The 17,918-nt window shown below is 70.8% G+C and carries 20 protein-coding genes; 6 read left to right on the forward strand and 14 right to left on the reverse strand.

Annotation, left to right across the window (positions count from 1 at the left end; translation table 11 throughout):
- Positions 1-61 precede the first annotated feature (61 nt).
- Positions 62-1,093 carry a tryptophan--tRNA ligase gene (gene trpS, locus ACFWPA_RS08890; RefSeq protein WP_378506850.1) on the forward strand — a complete coding sequence of 344 codons (1,032 nt, stop codon included), beginning with the start codon at positions 62-64 and terminating at the stop codon, positions 1,091-1,093.
- Between the two features lie 37 nt (positions 1,094-1,130).
- On the forward strand, positions 1,131-2,162 hold the full coding sequence (yhjD, locus tag ACFWPA_RS08895) for an inner membrane protein YhjD (RefSeq protein ID WP_378570024.1): 1,032 nt from the start codon (positions 1,131-1,133) through the stop codon (positions 2,160-2,162).
- A 10-nt stretch (positions 2,163-2,172) separates the two neighbouring features.
- Here yhjD and ACFWPA_RS08900 read toward each other — a convergent pair whose 3' ends face one another.
- From ACFWPA_RS08900 to sdhC, 9 genes are all read right to left on the reverse strand, one after another.
- Complete coding sequence (locus tag ACFWPA_RS08900) at positions 2,173-3,507, reverse strand: D-alanyl-D-alanine carboxypeptidase family protein (RefSeq protein ID WP_378570042.1); 1,335 nt, start codon at positions 3,505-3,507, stop codon at positions 2,173-2,175.
- Between the two features lie 53 nt (positions 3,508-3,560).
- A complete protein-coding gene (locus ACFWPA_RS08905; protein ID WP_378570025.1) occupies positions 3,561-4,547 on the reverse strand; it encodes a hypothetical protein in 987 nt (328 codons plus the stop codon).
- Complete coding sequence (locus ACFWPA_RS08910) at positions 4,544-5,062, reverse strand: hypothetical protein (protein ID WP_378570043.1); 519 nt, start codon at positions 5,060-5,062, stop codon at positions 4,544-4,546. The genes ACFWPA_RS08905 and ACFWPA_RS08910 overlap by 4 nt, the downstream gene beginning before the upstream one ends.
- A 14-nt stretch (positions 5,063-5,076) precedes the next feature.
- Positions 5,077-6,252: a hypothetical protein gene (locus ACFWPA_RS08915; protein ID WP_378570026.1), complete on the reverse strand. Its 1,176-nt coding sequence runs from the start codon at positions 6,250-6,252 to the stop codon at positions 5,077-5,079.
- Positions 6,253-6,310: 58 nt separating this feature from the next.
- Complete coding sequence (locus ACFWPA_RS08920) at positions 6,311-6,730, reverse strand: helix-turn-helix domain-containing protein (protein WP_378506854.1); 420 nt, start codon at positions 6,728-6,730, stop codon at positions 6,311-6,313.
- A 210-nt stretch (positions 6,731-6,940) separates the two neighbouring features.
- Positions 6,941-7,714: a succinate dehydrogenase iron-sulfur subunit gene (locus tag ACFWPA_RS08925; RefSeq protein ID WP_378570027.1), complete on the reverse strand. Its 774-nt coding sequence runs from the start codon at positions 7,712-7,714 to the stop codon at positions 6,941-6,943.
- The gene (gene sdhA / locus ACFWPA_RS08930) at positions 7,714-9,465 is read right to left on the reverse strand and encodes a succinate dehydrogenase flavoprotein subunit (RefSeq protein ID WP_378506856.1); all 1,752 of its coding nucleotides are present in this window, start codon (positions 9,463-9,465) and stop codon (positions 7,714-7,716) included. Before sdhA ends, ACFWPA_RS08925 begins: the two co-directional genes overlap by 1 nt.
- Before the next feature lie 6 nt (positions 9,466-9,471).
- Complete coding sequence (locus ACFWPA_RS08935; protein ID WP_378506857.1) at positions 9,472-9,915, reverse strand: succinate dehydrogenase hydrophobic membrane anchor subunit; 444 nt, start codon at positions 9,913-9,915, stop codon at positions 9,472-9,474.
- Positions 9,916-9,948: 33 nt separating this feature from the next.
- Entirely contained in the window at positions 9,949-10,353 is a 405-nt protein-coding gene (sdhC, locus tag ACFWPA_RS08940) for a succinate dehydrogenase, cytochrome b556 subunit (protein ID WP_378506858.1), read from the reverse strand.
- A 269-nt stretch (positions 10,354-10,622) separates the two neighbouring features.
- On the opposite strand from sdhC, the gene ACFWPA_RS08945 reads away from it, so the two are divergent.
- The 3 genes from ACFWPA_RS08945 to ACFWPA_RS08955 are packed head-to-tail and all read left to right on the forward strand — an operon-like array spanning position 10,623 to position 13,495.
- Complete coding sequence (locus ACFWPA_RS08945) at positions 10,623-11,042, forward strand: cytidine deaminase (protein ID WP_378506859.1); 420 nt, start codon at positions 10,623-10,625, stop codon at positions 11,040-11,042.
- A gap of 14 nt (positions 11,043-11,056) precedes the next feature.
- The gene (locus ACFWPA_RS08950; protein ID WP_378507038.1) at positions 11,057-12,370 is read left to right on the forward strand and encodes a thymidine phosphorylase; all 1,314 of its coding nucleotides are present in this window, start codon (positions 11,057-11,059) and stop codon (positions 12,368-12,370) included.
- Between the two features lie 9 nt (positions 12,371-12,379).
- Positions 12,380-13,495, forward strand: coding sequence for an adenosine deaminase (locus tag ACFWPA_RS08955; protein WP_378506860.1), 1,116 nt, complete (start codon positions 12,380-12,382; stop codon positions 13,493-13,495).
- A gap of 18 nt (positions 13,496-13,513) precedes the next feature.
- Here ACFWPA_RS08955 and ACFWPA_RS08960 read toward each other — a convergent pair whose 3' ends face one another.
- The 5 genes from ACFWPA_RS08960 to ACFWPA_RS08980 are packed head-to-tail and all read right to left on the reverse strand — an operon-like array spanning position 13,514 to position 17,030.
- Complete coding sequence (locus tag ACFWPA_RS08960; protein ID WP_378506861.1) at positions 13,514-14,782, reverse strand: primosomal protein; 1,269 nt, start codon at positions 14,780-14,782, stop codon at positions 13,514-13,516.
- A 10-nt stretch (positions 14,783-14,792) separates the two neighbouring features.
- Positions 14,793-15,080, reverse strand: a complete 288-nt coding sequence (locus tag ACFWPA_RS08965; protein ID WP_378506862.1) for a hypothetical protein — start codon at positions 15,078-15,080, stop codon at positions 14,793-14,795.
- Between the two features lie 20 nt (positions 15,081-15,100).
- Positions 15,101-15,541, reverse strand: coding sequence for a hypothetical protein (locus ACFWPA_RS08970; protein WP_378506863.1), 441 nt, complete (start codon positions 15,539-15,541; stop codon positions 15,101-15,103).
- On the reverse strand, positions 15,538-16,704 hold the full coding sequence (locus tag ACFWPA_RS08975; RefSeq protein WP_378506864.1) for a C40 family peptidase: 1,167 nt from the start codon (positions 16,702-16,704) through the stop codon (positions 15,538-15,540). Before ACFWPA_RS08975 ends, ACFWPA_RS08970 begins: the two co-directional genes overlap by 4 nt.
- A 2-nt stretch (positions 16,705-16,706) precedes the next feature.
- A complete protein-coding gene (locus tag ACFWPA_RS08980) occupies positions 16,707-17,030 on the reverse strand; it encodes a type VII secretion target (RefSeq protein ID WP_378506865.1) in 324 nt (107 codons plus the stop codon).
- 170 nt (positions 17,031-17,200) lie between these two features.
- Between ACFWPA_RS08980 and upp the strand changes: the two genes are divergently transcribed.
- Positions 17,201-17,830: a uracil phosphoribosyltransferase gene (upp, locus tag ACFWPA_RS08985; protein ID WP_378506866.1), complete on the forward strand. Its 630-nt coding sequence runs from the start codon at positions 17,201-17,203 to the stop codon at positions 17,828-17,830.
- The last annotated feature ends 88 nt before the right edge of the window (positions 17,831-17,918 follow it).

A 17,918-nucleotide genomic window follows, 5' to 3' on the forward strand; every position in this document is an offset into this window, starting at 1 on the left:
CGGCCCGGCGGCCGCAGGGCGGACGCCGGGGCCCGGCCTCGGGCATGAAAAGATCGGGGGCATGTCGAGTTCCGCATCGTCCGCCCCCACCGCACAGCCGCGGGTGCTCTCCGGCATCCAGCCGACCGCCGACTCCTTCCACCTCGGCAATTACCTTGGTGCGCTGGCCCAGTGGGTGCCGCTGCAGGACGACTTCGACGCCTTCTACTTCATCCCCGACCTGCACGCGATCACCGTGCCGCAGGACCCGAAGGAACTGCGCAAGCGGACCAAGATCGCGGCCGCGCAGCTGCTGGCGCTGGGCATCGACCCGGACCGGGCCACCCTGTTCGTGCAGAGCCAGGTGCCCGAGCACGCGCAGCTGGCGTGGGTGCTCAACTGCATCACCGGTTTCGGTGAGGCCAGCCGGATGACCCAGTTCAAGGACAAGTCCGCCAAGCAGGGCACCGAGGCCGCGACGGTCGGCCTGTTCACCTACCCGGTGCTGATGGCGGCGGACATCCTGCTGTACCGCCCGCAGCGGGTGCCGGTCGGCGAGGACCAGCGTCAGCACCTGGAGATGGCCCGCGACCTCGCGCAGCGGTTCAACACCCGTTACGGCAAGACGTTCGTGGTGCCCGAGGCGCAGATGATCAAGGGCACCTCCAAGATCTACGACCTGCAGGACCCGACGTCGAAGATGAGCAAGTCCGCGGCATCCGAGGCGGGGCTGATCAACCTGCTCGACGACCCCAAGGTTTCCGCGAAGAAGATCAGGTCCGCGGTCACCGACAACGAGCGGGAGATCCGCTTCGACCGGGACACCAAGCCCGGCGTGTCGAACCTGCTGACCATCCAGTCCGCCCTGTCCGGCACCGGCATCGACGATCTGGTCGCCGGGTACCAGGGCAAGGGCTACGGCGACCTGAAGGCCGACACCGCCGACGTGCTGGTGGACTTCGTGACGCCGCTGCGCGCCAAGGTCGACGAGTTCCTCGCCGATCCGGCCGAGCTGGACCGCATCCTCGATGCGGGCGCCCAGCGGGCACGGGAAGTGTCGGCCCGGGTTTTGGCCACCGTGTATGACAAGGTGGGGTTCCTGCCGCAGCGGTGATCCGGTGGCGGCGAGTCAGCGACAGGGGTGAACGCCGGTGCCGGACTTCAAGGGCATGCTCGAGCGCCGACGCGCCGCCTGGCCCTGGCTCGATCACGCCCTCCGCGCCGGAGGCCGGTACCAGGAGAACCGGGGCGACTACTTCGCCGCGGGCATCACCTATTTCAGTGTCTTCGCGCTGTTCCCGATCCTCATGGTGGCGTTCGCGGTCTCCGGGTTCGTCCTTGTGCAGAACCCGGAGGTCCTCGACTCGATCCACGACGCCGTCACCAAGGCGATGCCCGGCGATCTCGGGGACCAGATCAACGCGCTGATCGACTCCGCGATCGCCGCCCGCGCCACCGTCGGTGTCCTCGGCCTGCTCACCGCCGCGTACTCGGGTCTGGGGTGGATGGCGAACGTCCGCGAGGCCCTGTCCGCGATGTGGGCGCAGCGGCACCCGTCGTCGGGTTTCGTCGCGACCAAGCTGCGGGACCTGTCGAAGCTGCTCGGCCTGTTTCTTGCGCTGGTGTTGTCGGTCGGGTTGTCGGTCCTCGCGGAGGGCGGGGTGACGCGGACGGTCCTCGAGTTCCTCGGCATCGACGACATCGGCTGGGTGCAGACCCTGGTGCAGGTCGGCACGTCGCTGCTCGCGGTCCTGATGACCTGGATCCTGTTCACCTGGGTGATCGCCCGGCTGCCGCGGGAGCCGGTCACCCTGCGCAGCGCGGCGCGGGCCGCGTTGATCGCGGCGGTCGGGTTCGAGGTGTTCAAACGGGTCGGCGTGATCTATCTGCAGTCGGTGACCGGCGGCCCGGCGGGGTCGACGTTCGGTCCGATCATCGGTCTGCTGGTGTTCATCTACTTCACCGCGCGGCTGCTGCTGCTGTCCACGGCCTGGGCCGCCACCGCGCACGAGAACGAGCGGCGGGCGTTCGTGCCGCCACCGGACCCGGTCGTGATCGACGTCGCGGCCCCGCCAGCCCCGCGGCGGGCGACCCTCACCGAGGCGGCGGTGCTGCTCGGGACCGGGGCGGCGGCCGCGCTGGGAGTCGGGGGGTGGCTGCGGCGCAGGCGCGGGGAGCGCTGACGCGGGACCGTCAGCGGCGGCGACGCTGCAGCAGGGCCGCGCCGATCAGCAGCGCCGCGATCACCACGCCGCCGCCGACGAGCACCGGGACGCGCGACGGGGCAGCGCCCGGCTCGTCGTGGTCGTCCGCGGCGGGCGGCGGCGGGGTCGCGAGCAGGATCGACGGGGCGGGGGCCGCGTCGGCGCTGCCCGGGTCGACGAGCGTGCCGACCGACGTCGACGCCGGGAGCGCGAAACCGTGGTCGAGCAGTCGGGCCGCCTGCTCCCACGGCCGGATCGGTCGCACGTCCGCGGCGAGCAGCGTCACCACCAGGCGTCGCCCGTCCCGCTCGGCGCCAGCGACGAACGTCTGCCGCGCGTCGTCGGTGTACCCGGTCTTGCCGCCGAGCGCGCCCGGGTAGTTGTAGAGCAGGCTGTTGTCGTTCGCGAGGGTGAACGGGGGATGGTCGGTCGGCACCGGGGTACTCGACGCGGGATCGCCCGCGGCGGCGGGGTCGGTGCTGGGGAGCGGGTCGTTCGGGTCCCGTGGGAAGCCTGGGAACTCGACGGACTCGGTGCGGATCAGCTCCGCGAACGTCGGATTCCGCATCGCCTCCCGATAGAGCAGCGCGAGATCATATGCGGACGTGGACATTCCCGGGCCGTCCAGGCCGGACGGGGTGGCCGCCCGGGTGTCGAACGCGCCGAGACCCTGGGCGGTCTCGTTCATCTTCCGGACCGTCTCGTCCACCCCGCCGAGCTGGCTGGCCAGCGCGTGCGCGGCGTCGTTCCCGGACGCCATCACCAGGCCCTGCATCAACTGCCGGATCGTGTAGGTGCCGCCCTTGCCGAGCCCGACGGCGCTGCCCTCGATGTTCGCGTCCTCCTCGGTGGCCGTCACGACAGTGTCGAGGTCCAGTTCGTTCAACGCGACGATCGCCAGCAGGATCTTGATCGTGCTGGCGGGCCGGTACCGGCCGTGCGGATCCTTCGCGGCGAGCACCGCACCGGAGTCGAGGTCGGCCAGCACCCACCCGGTCGCCGAGATCTCCGCGGGCAGCGGGGGAGTGCCGTCGGCGGTGACGATCCCGCAGCGGTCGAGGTCGCCGCCGCCGATCGGTCGCTGCGGCACCGGCAGCGGCGTCGGGGTCGGGTCGCCAGGGGCGGGCACCTCGGACAGGTCGATCGCGGGCGGCGGCGCCACCCGGTGCGGGCAACGGTCGGTGTCCGGGGTGGCGAACGGGGTACTGGTGACGGTCGGCGGTGGGGGCTGCGCCGCCGCGGGCGGGGGTTGCGCCGCCGCGGGCGCCCCGATCAATCCGATCGCGGTCGCGAGGATCGCGCAGCGTCGTGCCGTGGCGAGCATGTCCATCGTGCTGGCAGGGTAGCAGTCGGGTCGGAAAGCGCAGGTCGCGCGGGTCAGGCGACGGTGGCCGTCGCGCGCCGCCGGGGACGGTCGTATGCGGCGCTGACGGACAGAATCCACTGCCGGTCGGTGAGGCCGTCGGGGGTGCCGAGCCATCCCGGGTCGATCGGCTCGACCTCGACGGCGGTCCGGTGCAGCCACCGCGCGACGGACTCCGCGTGCTCCGCCGGGTCGGCCGGGGGCGGGGTGCCGCCGGGACCGAGCAGCCCGGCGCCGTCGTGCAGGTACAGGCCGTCGAGGATCTGAGAGATCCGGTCGCCCGCGGTCAGCGTCGCCGTCATCGACCGGTAGTCGCTGTCGAGCAGTTCCGGGTGGGCGGCCGTCAGCGCCGTCCACAGCCCGCGGGTACGGCGCAGATCCAGCTGGGCGCGGGCCCACGCCTCGATCATCACCGACGAGCAGCCGCCGCACACCAGGATCACCGCCAGCGACCACCATCCCGACGCGGGCGACAGGTGCTCACGCGGCTGCGCGACCAGACCGGCCACGCACACCGCGGCGACCACGACGAGGCCCGCGCAGTACAGCCCGATGGCCCGGCCGAGCACGTTCCAGCGGACGTGTCGCGCCGCGACGGCGGTGGCGAACAGCGACGCCGCAACCAGGTACGCCGACGTGCTCGGCGCGTGCTGGGCCGCCGTCAGCTCCGTCCCGGCCACCAGCACCGCGACCGCGGCACTGACGACCGCGAGCGGCCACTGCTGGCGCGTGCTCAGCGCCGTCAGCGACGCCGCCGCGATCAGCGCGGTCGTCGCGGCGAACGCGATCAAGCACAGTTCGAACACGGTCGCGGCGAGCTGCTCGCGGTGGCCGTCGAGCAGCTCCGACACCGTCGCGGTGCGCACCGTCGCCGCGGCGGTCAGTGCGATCGCCGCGATCGCGATCGACACCCGCGCCAGCGACGGGGGACGCACCGTCAGCCGCCCGATCCGCGCCCCCACCGCGGTCGAGCAGAGCAACGCGACGATCCAGGTGATCACCCGAGCGCCTCGTCGAAGCAGAGCAGCGGGCGCCAGTTGTCGTCGCGCTCGAACTGCCCGAGCCGCTGCAGCAGGCGGACCGCGAACGCCTCTGCCTCCCACTCGTGCAGCGCCTCCTGCGACAGGTCCGCGGAGCCCGCCGACCGCTGGCTGAGCATGTAGGCGATCAGATCGTCGTCCGCCGCGAGTGTCGTCTCGGCGACCGCCGCACCCGGATGGCGGAAGACGATGTGCCCGATCTCGTGGGCGAGCGTTCTGGTCACACTGGGCAGGCTACGCGCGAGCACGATCCGGTCGTGATCCGGGAACTCGCGACGCTGCCCCCAGATTCCCGGGCCCAGATCCTCGAAGGCCACCTCGATCGGGCGCCTGCGGGTGGCGGCCAGCGACTGCACGATGTCCTCGACGGTGACCGCGTGGGTCTGCGCCGCCATGTCGAGGACCGCGTCCACCGCCGCCAGCACCCGGCGGTGATTGCGGACCGGACGCGACCCCGGATTCCGCTGCGCCGTCATCTCTGTGGGACTGGTCACGGGAGCGGCTCCAGGAACTCGGCCCGGGCCAGGTTCAGCCGGGTGCGCGCCGCGCGGGCGCTGCGGAAACTCATGAATCCGGTTGCGCAGGCAACGAACACCACCGCGGAGATGCCCGCGGACGCGGCCCCGAGATCCCCGCCCGGCCGGGATGCCGATGCGAGCGCCGCCTCGGCCGCGGGCGCGGTCGGATCACCGAGGGTCACCGCCCCGAGTGACGCGGCACCGGGCGGCCGCTGCTCCGGCGGTGCCGCCATCGCGATCAGCGTCTCGTGTCCGGGCGCTGCCTCGCGCCGCGCCGCTGCCTCGGGCCTCGCCTCGGGGCCATCGTTCGGCGGCGGGTGCGCCTCGGACGCCGGCTGGCGGTCCTGCGCAGCGGGGGAGTCGTTCGGGGCGTCGTCAGCACCGGGAGCCGCCTCGTCCGGTGCCGGTGCCGGCACCGGTGACCCGGCCTCGGGGTTCGGGTCCGGGGCGGCGAGCGGAGGGGGCGACGGACGGGTGGGGTCCTCGGGACGGTCGTTGCCGTTCGACGGGCCGTCGCCCGGCACGACCGCACCCGCGGAGGCAGTGGTCGTGGTTGTCGAGGGGGCCGTGGTCGTCGTGGGGTCCACGGTCGTGGTCGTGGGGTCGACGGTGGTCGTGGTGGTGGTGGGGTCGACGGTGGTCGTGGTGGTGGTGGGGTCGACGGTGGTCGTGGTGGTGGTGGGGTCGACGGTGGTCGTCGTGGGGTCGACGGTCGTGGTTGTGGGGTCGACGGTGGTCGTGGTGGTGGGGTCGACGGTCGTGGTCGTCGTGGGGTCGACGGTCGTGGTTGTGGGGTCGACGGTCGTGGTTGTGGGCTTCGTTGTCGTCGGCCTGGTGGTGGTGGTCGGCTTGGCGGTGGTCGGCTTTGGCTTGGTGGTGGTCGGCCTGGTGGTGGTCGGCCTGGTGGTGGTGGTGGGTTTCGTTCCACCGCAATGGTTGCCGTGCCGATCGTGCCGGTCGTGGCATCCGCCGTGATGGCCGCCGTTGCCCGGACGGTTGTTCCCGCCGCCGTGGTTCCCGCCGCCGTTGTTTCCGCCGTTGCCGTGCCTGGCCTCGTCCTGCCCGCGGTCCTGGGTCGATTGCGGGGGCGGGCCGTCGCTGTTCGCGGCGGCGGCCAGTCCGGGGAGGAACAGGAGTGAACCCAGCAAGGCGCCGGCGGTCAGGACCCGCCGGCGCCTTCCTCGTGAATGTGGGGTGCGCACTCCGCTACTCGGTGGAATCCGGCGGGGTTGCCGGCAAACCTTCACTGCGCCGCAGCTTCTCGGCCATTGCCGAGAGCAACTCCTGCGATTCGCTGGAGAGGTCGAATGCGCGCGCCGACAGCCTGCGCAGGCCGTAGCCGCGCAGCTGGGACAGCAGGTCCAGGTCGTGGTCGATCCGTGCGGCGTAGATGTCGTCGAAGAAGTAGTCGGACTTGACCTTGAAGAACTGGGCAAGGGCCGCAACGGTTTCCGTCGACGGATTGGTGCGCTGCCCGTTCCGCAACTGCGAAATGTATGGCTTGGAAATGCGGTGGCCTGCGGCGTTGAGCGCCTCGGCGACCTCGGTGTTCGTGTGTGGCTTGCGGCCCGGTGGATGTACCGTGTCGAACAGTTTGTTCAACCGCGATGCGAAATCTGACTCCATTGCCGTAGGTCCCGATCCCTTCGTGTGATGCCCCGTGAATTGGGGTCTCGCGCAATGCTGCGACCACATGGTAACGGATTGGTTGCGGACGTTACAGGTGTTTCTGAAGTGAAATATAGATTTCACGTTTCCGCTGGTGGAACGCAGGAAAAGGCGCGGACCCGGAGGGGTCCGCGCCTTAGCTGGGATCATGCGAAGGACCGCGAGCGATCAGCGGGCGAAGAGCAGGGCGCGCTTGACTTCCTGGATCGCCTTCGTCACCTGAATGCCGCGGGGGCACGCGTCGGTGCAGTTGAAGGTGGTGCGGCAGCGCCACACGCCTTCCTTGTCGTTCAGGATGTCGAGTCGCTCGGCGGCACCCTCGTCACGGCTGTCGAAGATGAACCGGTGTGCGTTCACGATCGCGGCCGGGCCGAAGTAGCTGCCGTCGCTCCAGTACACCGGGCACGACGTGGTGCAGCAGGCGCACAGGATGCACTTGGTGGTGTCGTCGAACCGGGCGCGGTCGGCCTGCGACTGGATCCGCTCGCGGGTCGGCTCGTTGCCCGAGGTCATCAGGAACGGCTTCACGGCACGGAACGCCTCGAAGAACGGCTCCATGTCGACGACGAGGTCCTTCTCGACCGGCAGGCCCTTGATCGGCTCGATCGTGATGGTCAGCGCCTTGCCGTCCTTCGGCAGCAGGTCGCGCATCAGCACCTTGCAGGCGAGTCGGTTGACGCCGTTGATGCGCATCGCGTCGCTGCCGCACACGCCGTGCGCGCAGGACCGGCGGAACGTCAGCGTCCCGTCGAGGTAGCCCTTCACGTACAGCAGCAGGTTCAGCAGGCGGTCGGTCGGCAGGCACGGAACCTGGAACGACTCCCAGTGCTGGCCGTTGCCGTCCTCCGGGTTGAACCGGGCGATCTTGAGGGTGACCAGGACGGCACCTTCGGGCACGGGCGGCAGCGCGGGTGCGTCCTTGTCTACAACGGGTGCGGACATCAGTACTTACGCTCCATCGGCTCGTAGCGGGTCTGGACAACCGGCTTGTAGTCCAGACGGATCTCGGAGATCAGGTCCTTGCCGACCTTGTACGCCATCGTGTGCTGCATGTACTCGGCGTCGTTGCGATCCGGGTAGTCCTCGCGGGCGTGGCCGCCGCGCGACTCCTTGCGGTTGAGCGCACCGACGACGGTGACCTCGGCCATCTCGAGCAGGAAGCCGAGCTCGACGGCCTCGAGCAGGTCGCTGTTGTAGCGCTTGCCCTTGTCCTGCACGGTGATGTGGTTGTAGCGCTCCTTGAGGGCGTGAATGTCCTTGAGCGCCTGCGTCAGGGTCTCCTCGGTACGGAACACCGACGCATTGTTGTCCATCGACTGCTGCAGTTCGCGGCGGATGTCCGCGACCCGCTCGTGGCCGTGGTCGGACAGGATGACCGCGAGCCACTCCTCGACCATCTTCGCCGGCTCCTCCGGGAGCGGGACGAAGTCGGTGGCGAGGGCGTGCTCGGCGGCGGCGATGCCCGCGCGGCGACCGAACACGTTGATGTCGAGCAGCGAGTTGGTGCCCAGACGGTTCGCGCCGTGCACCGAGACGCACGCACACTCGCCAGCGGCGTACAGGCCGGGGACGTGATCGGTGTTGTTGCGCAGCACCTCACCGTTGATCTTGGTGGGGATGCCGCCCATCACGTAGTGGCAGGTCGGGTACACCGGCACCAGTTCGGTGACCGGGTCGACACCGAGGTAGGTGCGGGAGAACTCGGTGATGTCGGGGAGCTTCTCCTCGAGCACCTCCTCGCCGAGGTGGGTCACGTCGATGTAGACGTAGTCCTTGTTCGGTCCGGCGCCGCGACCCTCGAGCACCTCGAGCACCATCGAGCGGGCGACGATGTCGCGCGGCGCGAGGTCCTTGATGGTGGGGGCGTAGCGCTCCATGAAGCGCTCGCCGTCGACGTTGCGGAGGATGCCGCCCTCGCCGCGGACGGCCTCGGAGATGAGGATGCCGAGGCCGGCCAGTCCCGTCGGATGGAACTGGTGGAACTCCATGTCCTCGAGCGGCAGGCCCTTGCGGAAGATGATGCCCATGCCGTCACCGGTGAGGGTGTGCGCATTGGACGTCGTCTTGTACATCCGGCCGGAGCCGCCGGTGGCGAACACGATCGACTTCGCGTGGAAGACGTGGATCTCGCCGGTGGACAGCTCGTACGCGACGACGCCTGTCGCGACTGGGCCGTCCTCGGTCTCGGTGAGCGCGATGTCGAGGGCGTAGAACTCGTTGAAGAACTCGACGTCGTGCTTGACGCAGTTTTGGTAGAGCGTCTGCAGGATCATGTGGCCGGTGCGGTCGGCGGCGTAGCAGGCTCGGCGGACCGGGGCCTTGCCGTGGTCACGGGTGTGGCCACCGAAACGGCGCTGGTCGATCTTGCCCTCGGGGGTCCGGTTGAACGGCAGACCCATCTTCTCCAGGTCGAGCACCGCGTCAATGGCCTCCTTGGCCATGATCTCGACGGCGTCCTGGTCGGCGAGGTAGTCGCCGCCCTTGACGGTGTCGAAGGTGTGCCACTCCCAGTTGTCCTCTTCCACGTTCGCCAGTGCGGCGCACATGCCGCCCTGCGCCGCACCGGTGTGGGAGCGGGTGGGGTAGAGCTTGGTGAGGACCGCGGTGCGGGTGCGCGGACCCGACTCGATGGCCGCGCGCATGCCCGCGCCGCCTGCGCCGACGATGACCACGTCGTAACGATGTTCCAACATGAAGAATTAGCTCCCCGGGACGAAGGTCGGGTCGAAGGTGAAGATGACGTACGTGCCGGTGACCATGATCAGGATCATCGCGATCGCGAGGATCGTGTTCAGCCAGAAGCGCGTCTTGTCATTGCGCGAGTAGTCCGCGATCACGGTGCGCAGGCCGTTGCCGCCGTGCAGCTGGGCGAGCCACAGCATCGACAGATCCCAGATCTGCCAGAACGGGCTGGACCAGCGGCCCGCGACGAACGCGAAGTTGATGCGGTGCACACCGTCGTCCATCATCAGCATGATGAACAGGTGGCCAAGCACCAGGATGACCAGCGCGAGGCCGGACAGTCGCATGAACAACCAGGCGTAGAGCTCGAAGTTGTTCTTGGCCTGACGGCGCGGCGAGCGCGGCGCGTCCAGGCTGGCGGGGCGGTCGAACGACGTCCCGATAGTCTTCGCTTCGCTCATGTCAGTGCCTCAAATGTCGTCGCTTCGCTCATGTCAGTGCCCCGCAAACATGTTGTAGAAGATGCGTCCGGCGGCCGGAATCATCACGACGAACCAGATCGCGAGGATGACCCAGAGCATCACGCGCTGGTACTGGGGGCCCTTCGACCAGAAGTCCACCAGCATCACGCGGATGCCGTTGAGCGCGTGGTAGAGGACCATCGCCACCAGGGCGAGCTCCATGAGACCCACGAGCGGGTTCTTGTAGGTCTCGATGACCCGGTCGTAGGTGTCCGCGTTGACCCGCACGAGTGCGGTGTCGAGCACGTGGACGAAGAGAAAGAAGAATGTCGCGACGCCGGTGATCCGGTGTAGAACCCAAGACCACATTCCGGGGTCGCCCCGGTATAGCGACCGCGTGCGCTCCTGTGCCGGAGCGGCTTCAGTCGTGCTACTCATCGAGTGCTGTGCCTCCAACGTCTTTGATGGACGCGTCGCACCGGAATTTCGGCTGTTTGTGGGGACCACCCGTGGAGTCTTCAGCCTATGGCGCGACGAGAACCTGAACCGACTCCCTGCACTGTAATCCTCCCGTGAAGTGGGAACTAATTTGGCGGGCGGTTCGTACGACCCCGACCGCGGCGACTTAGGTTTGCCTTTCCAATGATTCGGGGTGTCGCGGCGAGCTACGCTGCGATCCCGCCCGCGCCGTGACAGGATGGGGAGCCGTGGCCGAGATTGATTGGAAAATGTTGCGGGACAACGCAGATGGGGTTCGGGTGGGGGCGTATGCGCCGTACTCGCACTACCCGGTGGGTGCGGCAGCTCTGGTCGACGACGGCCGGATCGTCGTCGGATGCAATGTGGAAAATGTCTCATACGGACTGAGCCTCTGCGCCGAATGCGGACTCGTCGGTAACTTGCACGCGACCGGTGGTGGGCGGCTGGTCGCGTTCACCTGCCGGGACGCAAACTCCCAGGTCCTGACGCCGTGCGGGCGGTGCAGGCAACTGCTGCACGAGCACGGCGGCCCCGGCCTGTTGGTGGACGGCGAGGCCGGGCCGGTGCCGTTGTCATCGTTGCTGCCTGCGGCTTTCGGGCCTGCCGATCTCGCGCGGGTGCACGGCGCCGACGGCGGTCCGCGATGACCGCGCGGTCCGGGATGATCGACGCGGTCTCGGTCATCACCACCAAACGGGACGGGCACCCGCTCACCGACGACCAGATCGTGTGGGTCGTCGACGCCTTCACCCGCGGCGACGTCGCCGACGAGCAGATGGCGGCGCTGGCAATGGCCGTCGTCCTCCGTGGGCTGGACCGGCGGGAGACGGCGACGTGGACCCGCGCGATGATCGGGTCCGGCAGGCGGATGGACCTGTCGTCGCTGCCGCGGCCGACGGTCGACAAGCACTCCACCGGCGGGGTGGGGGACAAGCTCACCCTGCCGCTCGCGCCGCTGGTCGCCGCGTGCGGTGCCGCGGTCCCGCAGCTGTCCGGGCGCGGACTCGGCCACACCGGCGGCACCCTCGACAAGCTCGAATCGATCCCCGGCTGGCGCGCCGATCTGGGCGCCGCCGAGATGCTCCGGGCGCTGGCGGATCCGCAGGTGGGGGCGGTGGTCTGCGCTGCGGGCGCGGATCTCGCCCCGGCGGACCGCAGGCTGTACGCGCTGCGCGACGTCACCGGCACCGTCGAATCCGTTCCCCTGATCGCAAGTTCGATCATGAGCAAGAAGATCGCGGAGGGCTCACAGGCGCTGGTTCTCGATGTGAAGGTCGGGTCGGGGGCATTCATGAAGACGGTCGAGCAGGCGCGGGAATTGGCAACGGCGATGGTCGAACTCGGCGAGGACGCCGGGGTGCACACCGTCGCCCTGCTGACGTCGATGGACACCCCGCTCGGGTACACCGCGGGCAACGCGCTTGAGGTCGAGGAGGCGATCGCGGTGCTCGCGGGCGCCGGCCCCGCGGACGTGGTTGACCTGACGGTCACCCTGGCCAGGGAGATGCTCGCCGCGGTCGGCCTGGACGCCGTCGACCCGGCGGACGTGCTGCGCAGCGGCCGCGCGATGGACCGGTGGCGTGCCATGGTGGCGGCGCAGGGCGGCGATCCCGCCGCACCGCTGCCCGTCGCGGCGGAACGAGAAGTGTTGTACGCCGACAGTTCCGGGGTGCTCACCCGACTCGATGCGCTGGCGGTCGGGACCGCGGCCTGGCGTCTCGGCGCCGGACGGGAACGGCAGGGGCAGGCCGTGCAGGCGGGCGCAGGCGTGCAGTGGCACGCCAGGCCCGGTGACGTGGTCACCGCGGGAGCGCCGCTGCTCACCCTGCACACCGACACCCCCGATCGGATCGCGGCCGTCCGCGCGGCGCTCGACGGGGCTTGGGAGATCGGCGATCCGCCACCCGACGAGCCCCTCGTGATCGACCGCATCGGACCGGCACGTCGGCCCCGCACGTCGGGGTCGGGGCGCTAGCGTCGGTCCATGAGTACGCCACCCCCGCTGCCCGGACCGGCACCGCTCGACCTCGCCGCGGTCCGGACCGCGCCGAAAGCACTGCTGCACGACCATCTCGACGGCGGACTTCGGCCGGCGACCGTCCTCGAACTCGCGCAGCACTGCGGGTACGACCGGTTGCCCGCCGACGACGCCGACACGCTCGCGGCCTGGTTCGCCTCGGCGGCGAGCAGCGGATCGCTGGAGCGGTACCTCGAGACGTTCGCCCACACCGTCGCCGTGATGCAGACCCCGGAGGGGCTGCAGCGGGTGGCCCGCGAATGCGTCGCCGACCTCGCCGCCGACGGCGTCGTGTACGCGGAGGTCCGGTTCGCGCCCGAACAGCACCTCGAGCGGGGCCTGACGCTCGACGAGGTTGTCCACCACACCCTGCTCGGCTTCGAGGACGGGATGGCGCAGGCCGCCGACGGCGGGCACCGGATCCGCGTCGGGTGCCTGCTCACCGCGATGCGGCACGCCGCCCGCTCCAGGGAGATCGCGGACCTCGCCGTCCGGTTCCGCGACCGCGGCGTCGTCGGGTTCGACATCGCGGGCGCGGAGGCAGGGCATCCGCCGAGCAGGCACCTCGACGCCTTCGAACACATGCGGGCGAACAACGCGCACTTCACGATTCACGCGGGGGAGGCCTTCGGGTTGCCGTCCATCCACGAGGCGATCGCGTTCTGCGGCGCGGACCGGTTGGGGCACGGCGTGCGGATCACCGACGACATCACCGTCGGCGACGACGGCGACGTCCGGCTCGGTCGGCTGGCCAACTATGTGCGGGACAAGCGGATTCCGCTGGAACTGTGCCCGAGTTCGAACGTGCAGACCGGCGCCGTCGCCAGCCTCGACCAGCACCCGTTCGACCTGCTCGCGCGGCTGCGGTTCCGGGTCACCGTCAACACCGACAACCGGTTGATGAGCGCGACCAGCATGAGCCGGGAAATGGTCGTGCTCGCCGACACCTTCGGCTACGGGTGGGGCGACCTCGAACGGTTCACGATCAACGCGATGAAGTCCGCGTTCATCCCGTTCCCGGAGCGGCTGGCGGTGATCGACGAGGTGATCAAGCCCGCCTACGCCCGGCTCCGCGGGGAGTGACCCGAGCCGGGGTCCGCGTCACTCGACCCGCAGCCGGGCCTCGAACTCCTGCTCGAGTTGCCGCCACGCCTGCGCCTCCGCGGTGAACGGTGCGCTCGGTGCCAGCCGGGTGGGATCCGGGTTGAGGGTGTACGAGACGTACCACCCGAGCGGGGTCGACGGCGCCAGCGCCCGCTCGGTGGAGTCGTCGTCGGCGAACGCCGCCGCGTCGGTGAACAGCTCCACCGCGAGGTCGAGCTGGTCGGCGTCCACCGCGCGGGGGCCCGCCGCGAGATCCTCGGCGATCCCCGACAGGACGTACACGTTCTCCTCGGTCACCTCGATCACCAGCGACCCGTCGACGGCGGCGGTCGACACCTCGGTGTAGGTGCTGACGTGGGCGAGGTCGTGCTCGTGGTTGTCGGCGAGGTACCGCGCCAGCGCCCGCTCGGAGGTGAACACCAGGATCCGGCCGGACCGGCCGAGGAAGACCGGCTCGTCGTCGAGGTAGCAGCGCAGCGTGAAGTAGGTCGCCGCGGCGGTGATGATCTTGATCGGGTCGATCCCGACCGACGTCCAGAACGTCTCCTCGGCGGCGGCGTCGGCGGTCGGGTCGTCCTGGTGGTCGTCGATGTCGAGGATCGTGTACTCGAGATCGTCGTCGTCCTCGCCCTCGTCGGCGGCATCGTCGGCGTCGACGACGTTCTCCTCGGCGGCGACGATCTCGGCCTCCGCCTCCTCGACCGCGGCGGCATCGACCGTGGGGGAGGTGGTGACCGCGTCGATCGCGTCGATCACGTCGTCCCAGCCCGCGGCAATCGCCGCGCCGATCTGATCCCAGCGCTCCTCGCCGTCCCGGCCCACGAACGCGGCCGGGCCCGCCGCGACCGAGCCGAGCACCGGGTGCGCGCCGAAGTAGCGGGTGACGACGTCGAGGTCGCAGACCTCGCCGATCGAGCGGGCCATCTCGAACGTGTCCTCAAGCTCCCCGAGGGTGTCGGCGTCCGGGTCGCCGGCAACGAGTTCGGGGACGCCGATCAGGTCGAAGACATGCGAGTCGTCGGGCTCAAACTCCGCCGCGGACAGCGCGGCGACGATCGGCCAGGACGGGTGCTCGGCCAGGTCGTGTTCGGCGCGTCCCCGGACGAAGGCGGCCAATTCGGCGGCCGAGCCGAACCCGTACAGATCCTCCCCGTGGCCGAGGAACGCCTCCCATTCGTCGTCCCCCTCCCGCCAGCGGGGAGCCCACAGGGTGACGAGGTCGCCGTCGGTCAGACCGAGTTGGATCGGGACGATGTCTCCAGCCATGGCGCGAAGCCTAATCGGTGAACCGGCGTGCAAGCGATGCCAGGACCTGTTCGCGTTGGGCTGCGACCAGTTCCGCCGCCCGGGCCGCGGTCTCCACCACCGCCCGCCCCAGGTCACCGGCGTCCACGCCGCCCAACGCCGCCGGCAGCCACAGCCCGCACATGCCGCCGTGCTCGTCCGCCTCCACGCTCACCAGGCCGGACGGATGTGTGACCCGGGCCCGCGCCGTCGTCAGCTGGTGCAGCGCCTCCTCGAGGTCCGCGAGCCGCGTCCCCGCCCGGGTGACCACCGCGTCCATCGGGCGCCCGCCCGCGCCGCTCACAGCGGTCGCAGCCAGGTCGGCGGCACGGGCCCGTCGGCCGCGTCGCGGTCCTGCACGGACGCCATTGCGTCCCGGGTCGGCAGCCCGAGCCGGTCGAGGATGTCCGGCGGGACCCCGGCCCCCGCGAGGTCGTCGCGGCGGCGGGCCTTCGCCTCCGCCGCCGCCGACCGGCACATCTCGAGGATCGCGGCTGCCAGTTCGGCTCCGCCGTAGCGCAATTCCCGCTGGTCGACGCGCAGGTCGAGCGGCTGCCCGCGGTCGGTCGCCGTGACCGTGACGGTGCCGCGCCGGTTCGACGCCGACGCGACCGCGACGTCGTCGGGTGCCGATGCCGGTGCGGCCTGCTCACCGCCCGGCGTGCGGTCGTCGGTGGGCGGGGCAGCGGGGGCGCCGAGCACGCCGTCGACCGGGACGCCCGGCCCGAACGGGGTGCTCACGCGGTCGGCCGGTAGAAGCCGTGGAAGCTCATCCCGATGTTGTCGGTGCGGACGGAGCTGACCTGGACCGGGTCGCCCGCCTCGACCATCTGACCATTCCCGATCACCATCGCGACGTGGCCGTCCCAGACGGCCAGGTCACCGGGCCGCAGATCGGACGGGTCCACCGCGGAGCCGACGGACTGCTCCTGCGCGAGCCGCGGAATGTCCACCCCGGCCTCGCCGTACGCCCACTGCGTCAGGCCCGAACAGTCCAGCCCCTGACCCGGTGTGGTGCCGCCCCACGAGTACGGCACCCCCTGCTGGCTCAGCGCGTTGCGGACCGCGTCCGCCGCCTCGCGGTTCGGTGCCATCGCGGTGCTGCCGTCGGGCAGGAACACCTCGACGCCGCCGCTGCTGCCCAGCGGGTCGGAACTGCTGCCGCCCCGCACACCGGCCGCCTGCGGCTGCGCGCCGCCGCGGCCGGCGCCCAGCGCGCCCGCGAAGCCGGGATATCCGGGGTTCGACGGCGATCCCGAGGTCGTGGCATCGGCGAAACCGCGTGCGAACCCGCCGAACGCGTCGCCGCGCTGCTGCAGCCCGGCCAGCGGCACCGACGGGCCGGACGAGGCGGGCCGCACCACGGCCTCCGCGGTCCCCGCACTGGCCGGGGCGACCCCCGGATCCGGAGCCGTCAACCGCGTCATCGCGGCCGTGTGCAGGTCGAGCTCGGAGCGGACCCGGGCCACCACCGCCACCCCTCGGGAGAGGTGGTCGATCGCGGCCGCGACGATCATGAGCTGCCCCGCCGGGGTCGTCAGCGCCGGGCCAGCCGCGACGGCGGTCGACACGAACGACGCCGCGATGCCCTGCAACTCGGCGAGGCCGGCGCCCACGTCCCCGGACGCCGCGGTCAGCACCGTCGCGATCTCCGTGCCCCGCTCGGAGAGCTGCACCTGCTGGATCTGCGCCTGCCCGCCCTTCGAGGCCGCCGCATCGGCGGCGCTGCCCGACCAGGCCCCGCCGAGCTCGGCGAGGCCGAGTTTGCCGATGGCGTAGGCGGAGTCGAGGGCGGCGGACGCGATCGTCAACGCCTCCGGCGGGCCGTCGGGCGGCACCACGCCGGTGCCGAACGTGTCGAGCAGGTCCGTCAACGGCCGGGTCAGCAGGTCGAGTCCGATCACCGTCACACCCCCAGCCCGGTGCCGGTGACGGCGAGGCCGCCCGCGGCCCCCGCGTCGGCCTCGTCGTAGGCGGCCGCCGACGCCGCCGCGGCGGCACCCATGCTGTCCAGGGTGTCGGCCAGGGAGCCGAGGGCGGCGGTGTGTGCGGCGTGCGCGGCGGTGAACGCGGCAAGGAAGTCACCGCCGATCAGACCGAACACCGGTGTCAACACCCCGGGGCCGACCGCGGCCGCCCCCACCGCCGCCTGGCGAACCCCGGCCGCCATCGTTGTTGCCGTCGCGCCGAACGCGCGGATGCCGTCGGTTGCCGCTGCGAACTCGGTCATGGCCCGATCCCCCCCGTTTCTCGTCGCGGCCACCCCGGTCCCGTCCCACCCGGGGTCGCCGCACCCGACCCGTCACGACATTGGACGCATCGGTTCCCGATCCGGTTCCCGGCGGACGCGATGCCGCCGATGGCGCGACGGACCGGGGCCGACTGCCTATCCTGAAGCGCATGGACACGCAGGTGGTCGACCATCCACTGGCCGCGGCACGTCTGACCACGATGCGCGACGAACGCAGCAGCAACCCGGCGTTCCGCGCGGCGCTGCGCGAGCTGACCCAGATGCTGATCTACGAGGCCATCCGCGGCGCCGCCGTCGAGGAGTTCGACATCGCCACCCCGGTCGCCCCGGCCCGCGGCGTCCGCCTCGCCCACCCGCCGCTGCTCGTGCCAGTCCTGCGGGCCGGGCTCGGCATGGTCGAGCAGGCCAGCCTGACCATCCCACAGTCCCAGGTCGGGTTCGTCGGCGTGGCGCGCGACGAACAGACCCACAGCCCGATCGCGTACCTGGAATCGCTGCCCGCCGACCTCTCCGGCATCCCCGTCTACGTGCTCGACCCGATGCTCGCGACCGGCGGGTCGATGGTGCACACCCTGGAACTGCTCGCCGACCGCGGTGCCACCGACATCACCGCGGTCTGCGTGGTTGCCGCGCCGCAAGGTGTTGCCGCACTGGAGAACTCGGGCCTGCCCGTCCGCCTCGTCACCGCGAGCATCGACGACGGCCTGAACGTGGACGCCTACATCGTTCCCGGCCTCGGCGACGCGGGCGACCGCCAGTTCGGCCCCCGCAACATCTGAGCCGCGCCCCGCGCCCGTGGGGGGGTTTTTAAAACCAAGGGGTTAAAAAAGCGCCAACAAGCGGGGCGGCAAGGGGGCGGGCCCGCCG

The sequence above is a fragment of the Rhodococcus sp. NPDC058505 genome (genome assembly GCF_042720095.1).
Classification (GTDB): Bacteria; Actinomycetota; Actinomycetes; order Mycobacteriales; family Mycobacteriaceae; genus Rhodococcus_G.

Bases quoted from the DNA above. Each gene is read 5' to 3' on its own strand.
- ACFWPA_RS08935 (WP_378506857.1), bottom strand. From the start codon at position 9,915: ATGAGCGAAGCGAAGACTATCGGGACGTCGTTCGACCGCCCCGCCAGC.
- upp (WP_378506866.1), top strand. From the start codon at position 17,201: ATGGACACGCAGGTGGTCGACCATCCACTGGCCGCGGCACGTCTGACC.
- sdhA (WP_378506856.1), bottom strand. From the start codon at position 9,465: ATGTTGGAACATCGTTACGACGTGGTCATCGTCGGCGCAGGCGGCGCG.
- sdhC (WP_378506858.1), bottom strand. From the start codon at position 10,353: ATGAGTAGCACGACTGAAGCCGCTCCGGCACAGGAGCGCACGCGGTCG.
- ACFWPA_RS08920 (WP_378506854.1), bottom strand. From the start codon at position 6,730: ATGGAGTCAGATTTCGCATCGCGGTTGAACAAACTGTTCGACACGGTA.
- ACFWPA_RS08980 (WP_378506865.1), bottom strand. From the start codon at position 17,030: ATGACCGAGTTCGCAGCGGCAACCGACGGCATCCGCGCGTTCGGCGCG.
- ACFWPA_RS08960 (WP_378506861.1), bottom strand. From the start codon at position 14,782: ATGGCTGGAGACATCGTCCCGATCCAACTCGGTCTGACCGACGGCGAC.
- ACFWPA_RS08900 (WP_378570042.1), bottom strand. From the start codon at position 3,507: ATGCTCGCCACGGCACGACGCTGCGCGATCCTCGCGACCGCGATCGGA.
- trpS (WP_378506850.1), top strand. From the start codon at position 62: ATGTCGAGTTCCGCATCGTCCGCCCCCACCGCACAGCCGCGGGTGCTC.
- ACFWPA_RS08950 (WP_378507038.1), top strand. From the start codon at position 11,057: ATGATCGACGCGGTCTCGGTCATCACCACCAAACGGGACGGGCACCCG.
- ACFWPA_RS08965 (WP_378506862.1), bottom strand. From the start codon at position 15,080: ATGGACGCGGTGGTCACCCGGGCGGGGACGCGGCTCGCGGACCTCGAG.
- ACFWPA_RS08955 (WP_378506860.1), top strand. From the start codon at position 12,380: ATGAGTACGCCACCCCCGCTGCCCGGACCGGCACCGCTCGACCTCGCC.
- ACFWPA_RS08910 (WP_378570043.1), bottom strand. From the start codon at position 5,062: ATGACGGCGCAGCGGAATCCGGGGTCGCGTCCGGTCCGCAATCACCGC.
- ACFWPA_RS08925 (WP_378570027.1), bottom strand. From the start codon at position 7,714: ATGTCCGCACCCGTTGTAGACAAGGACGCACCCGCGCTGCCGCCCGTG.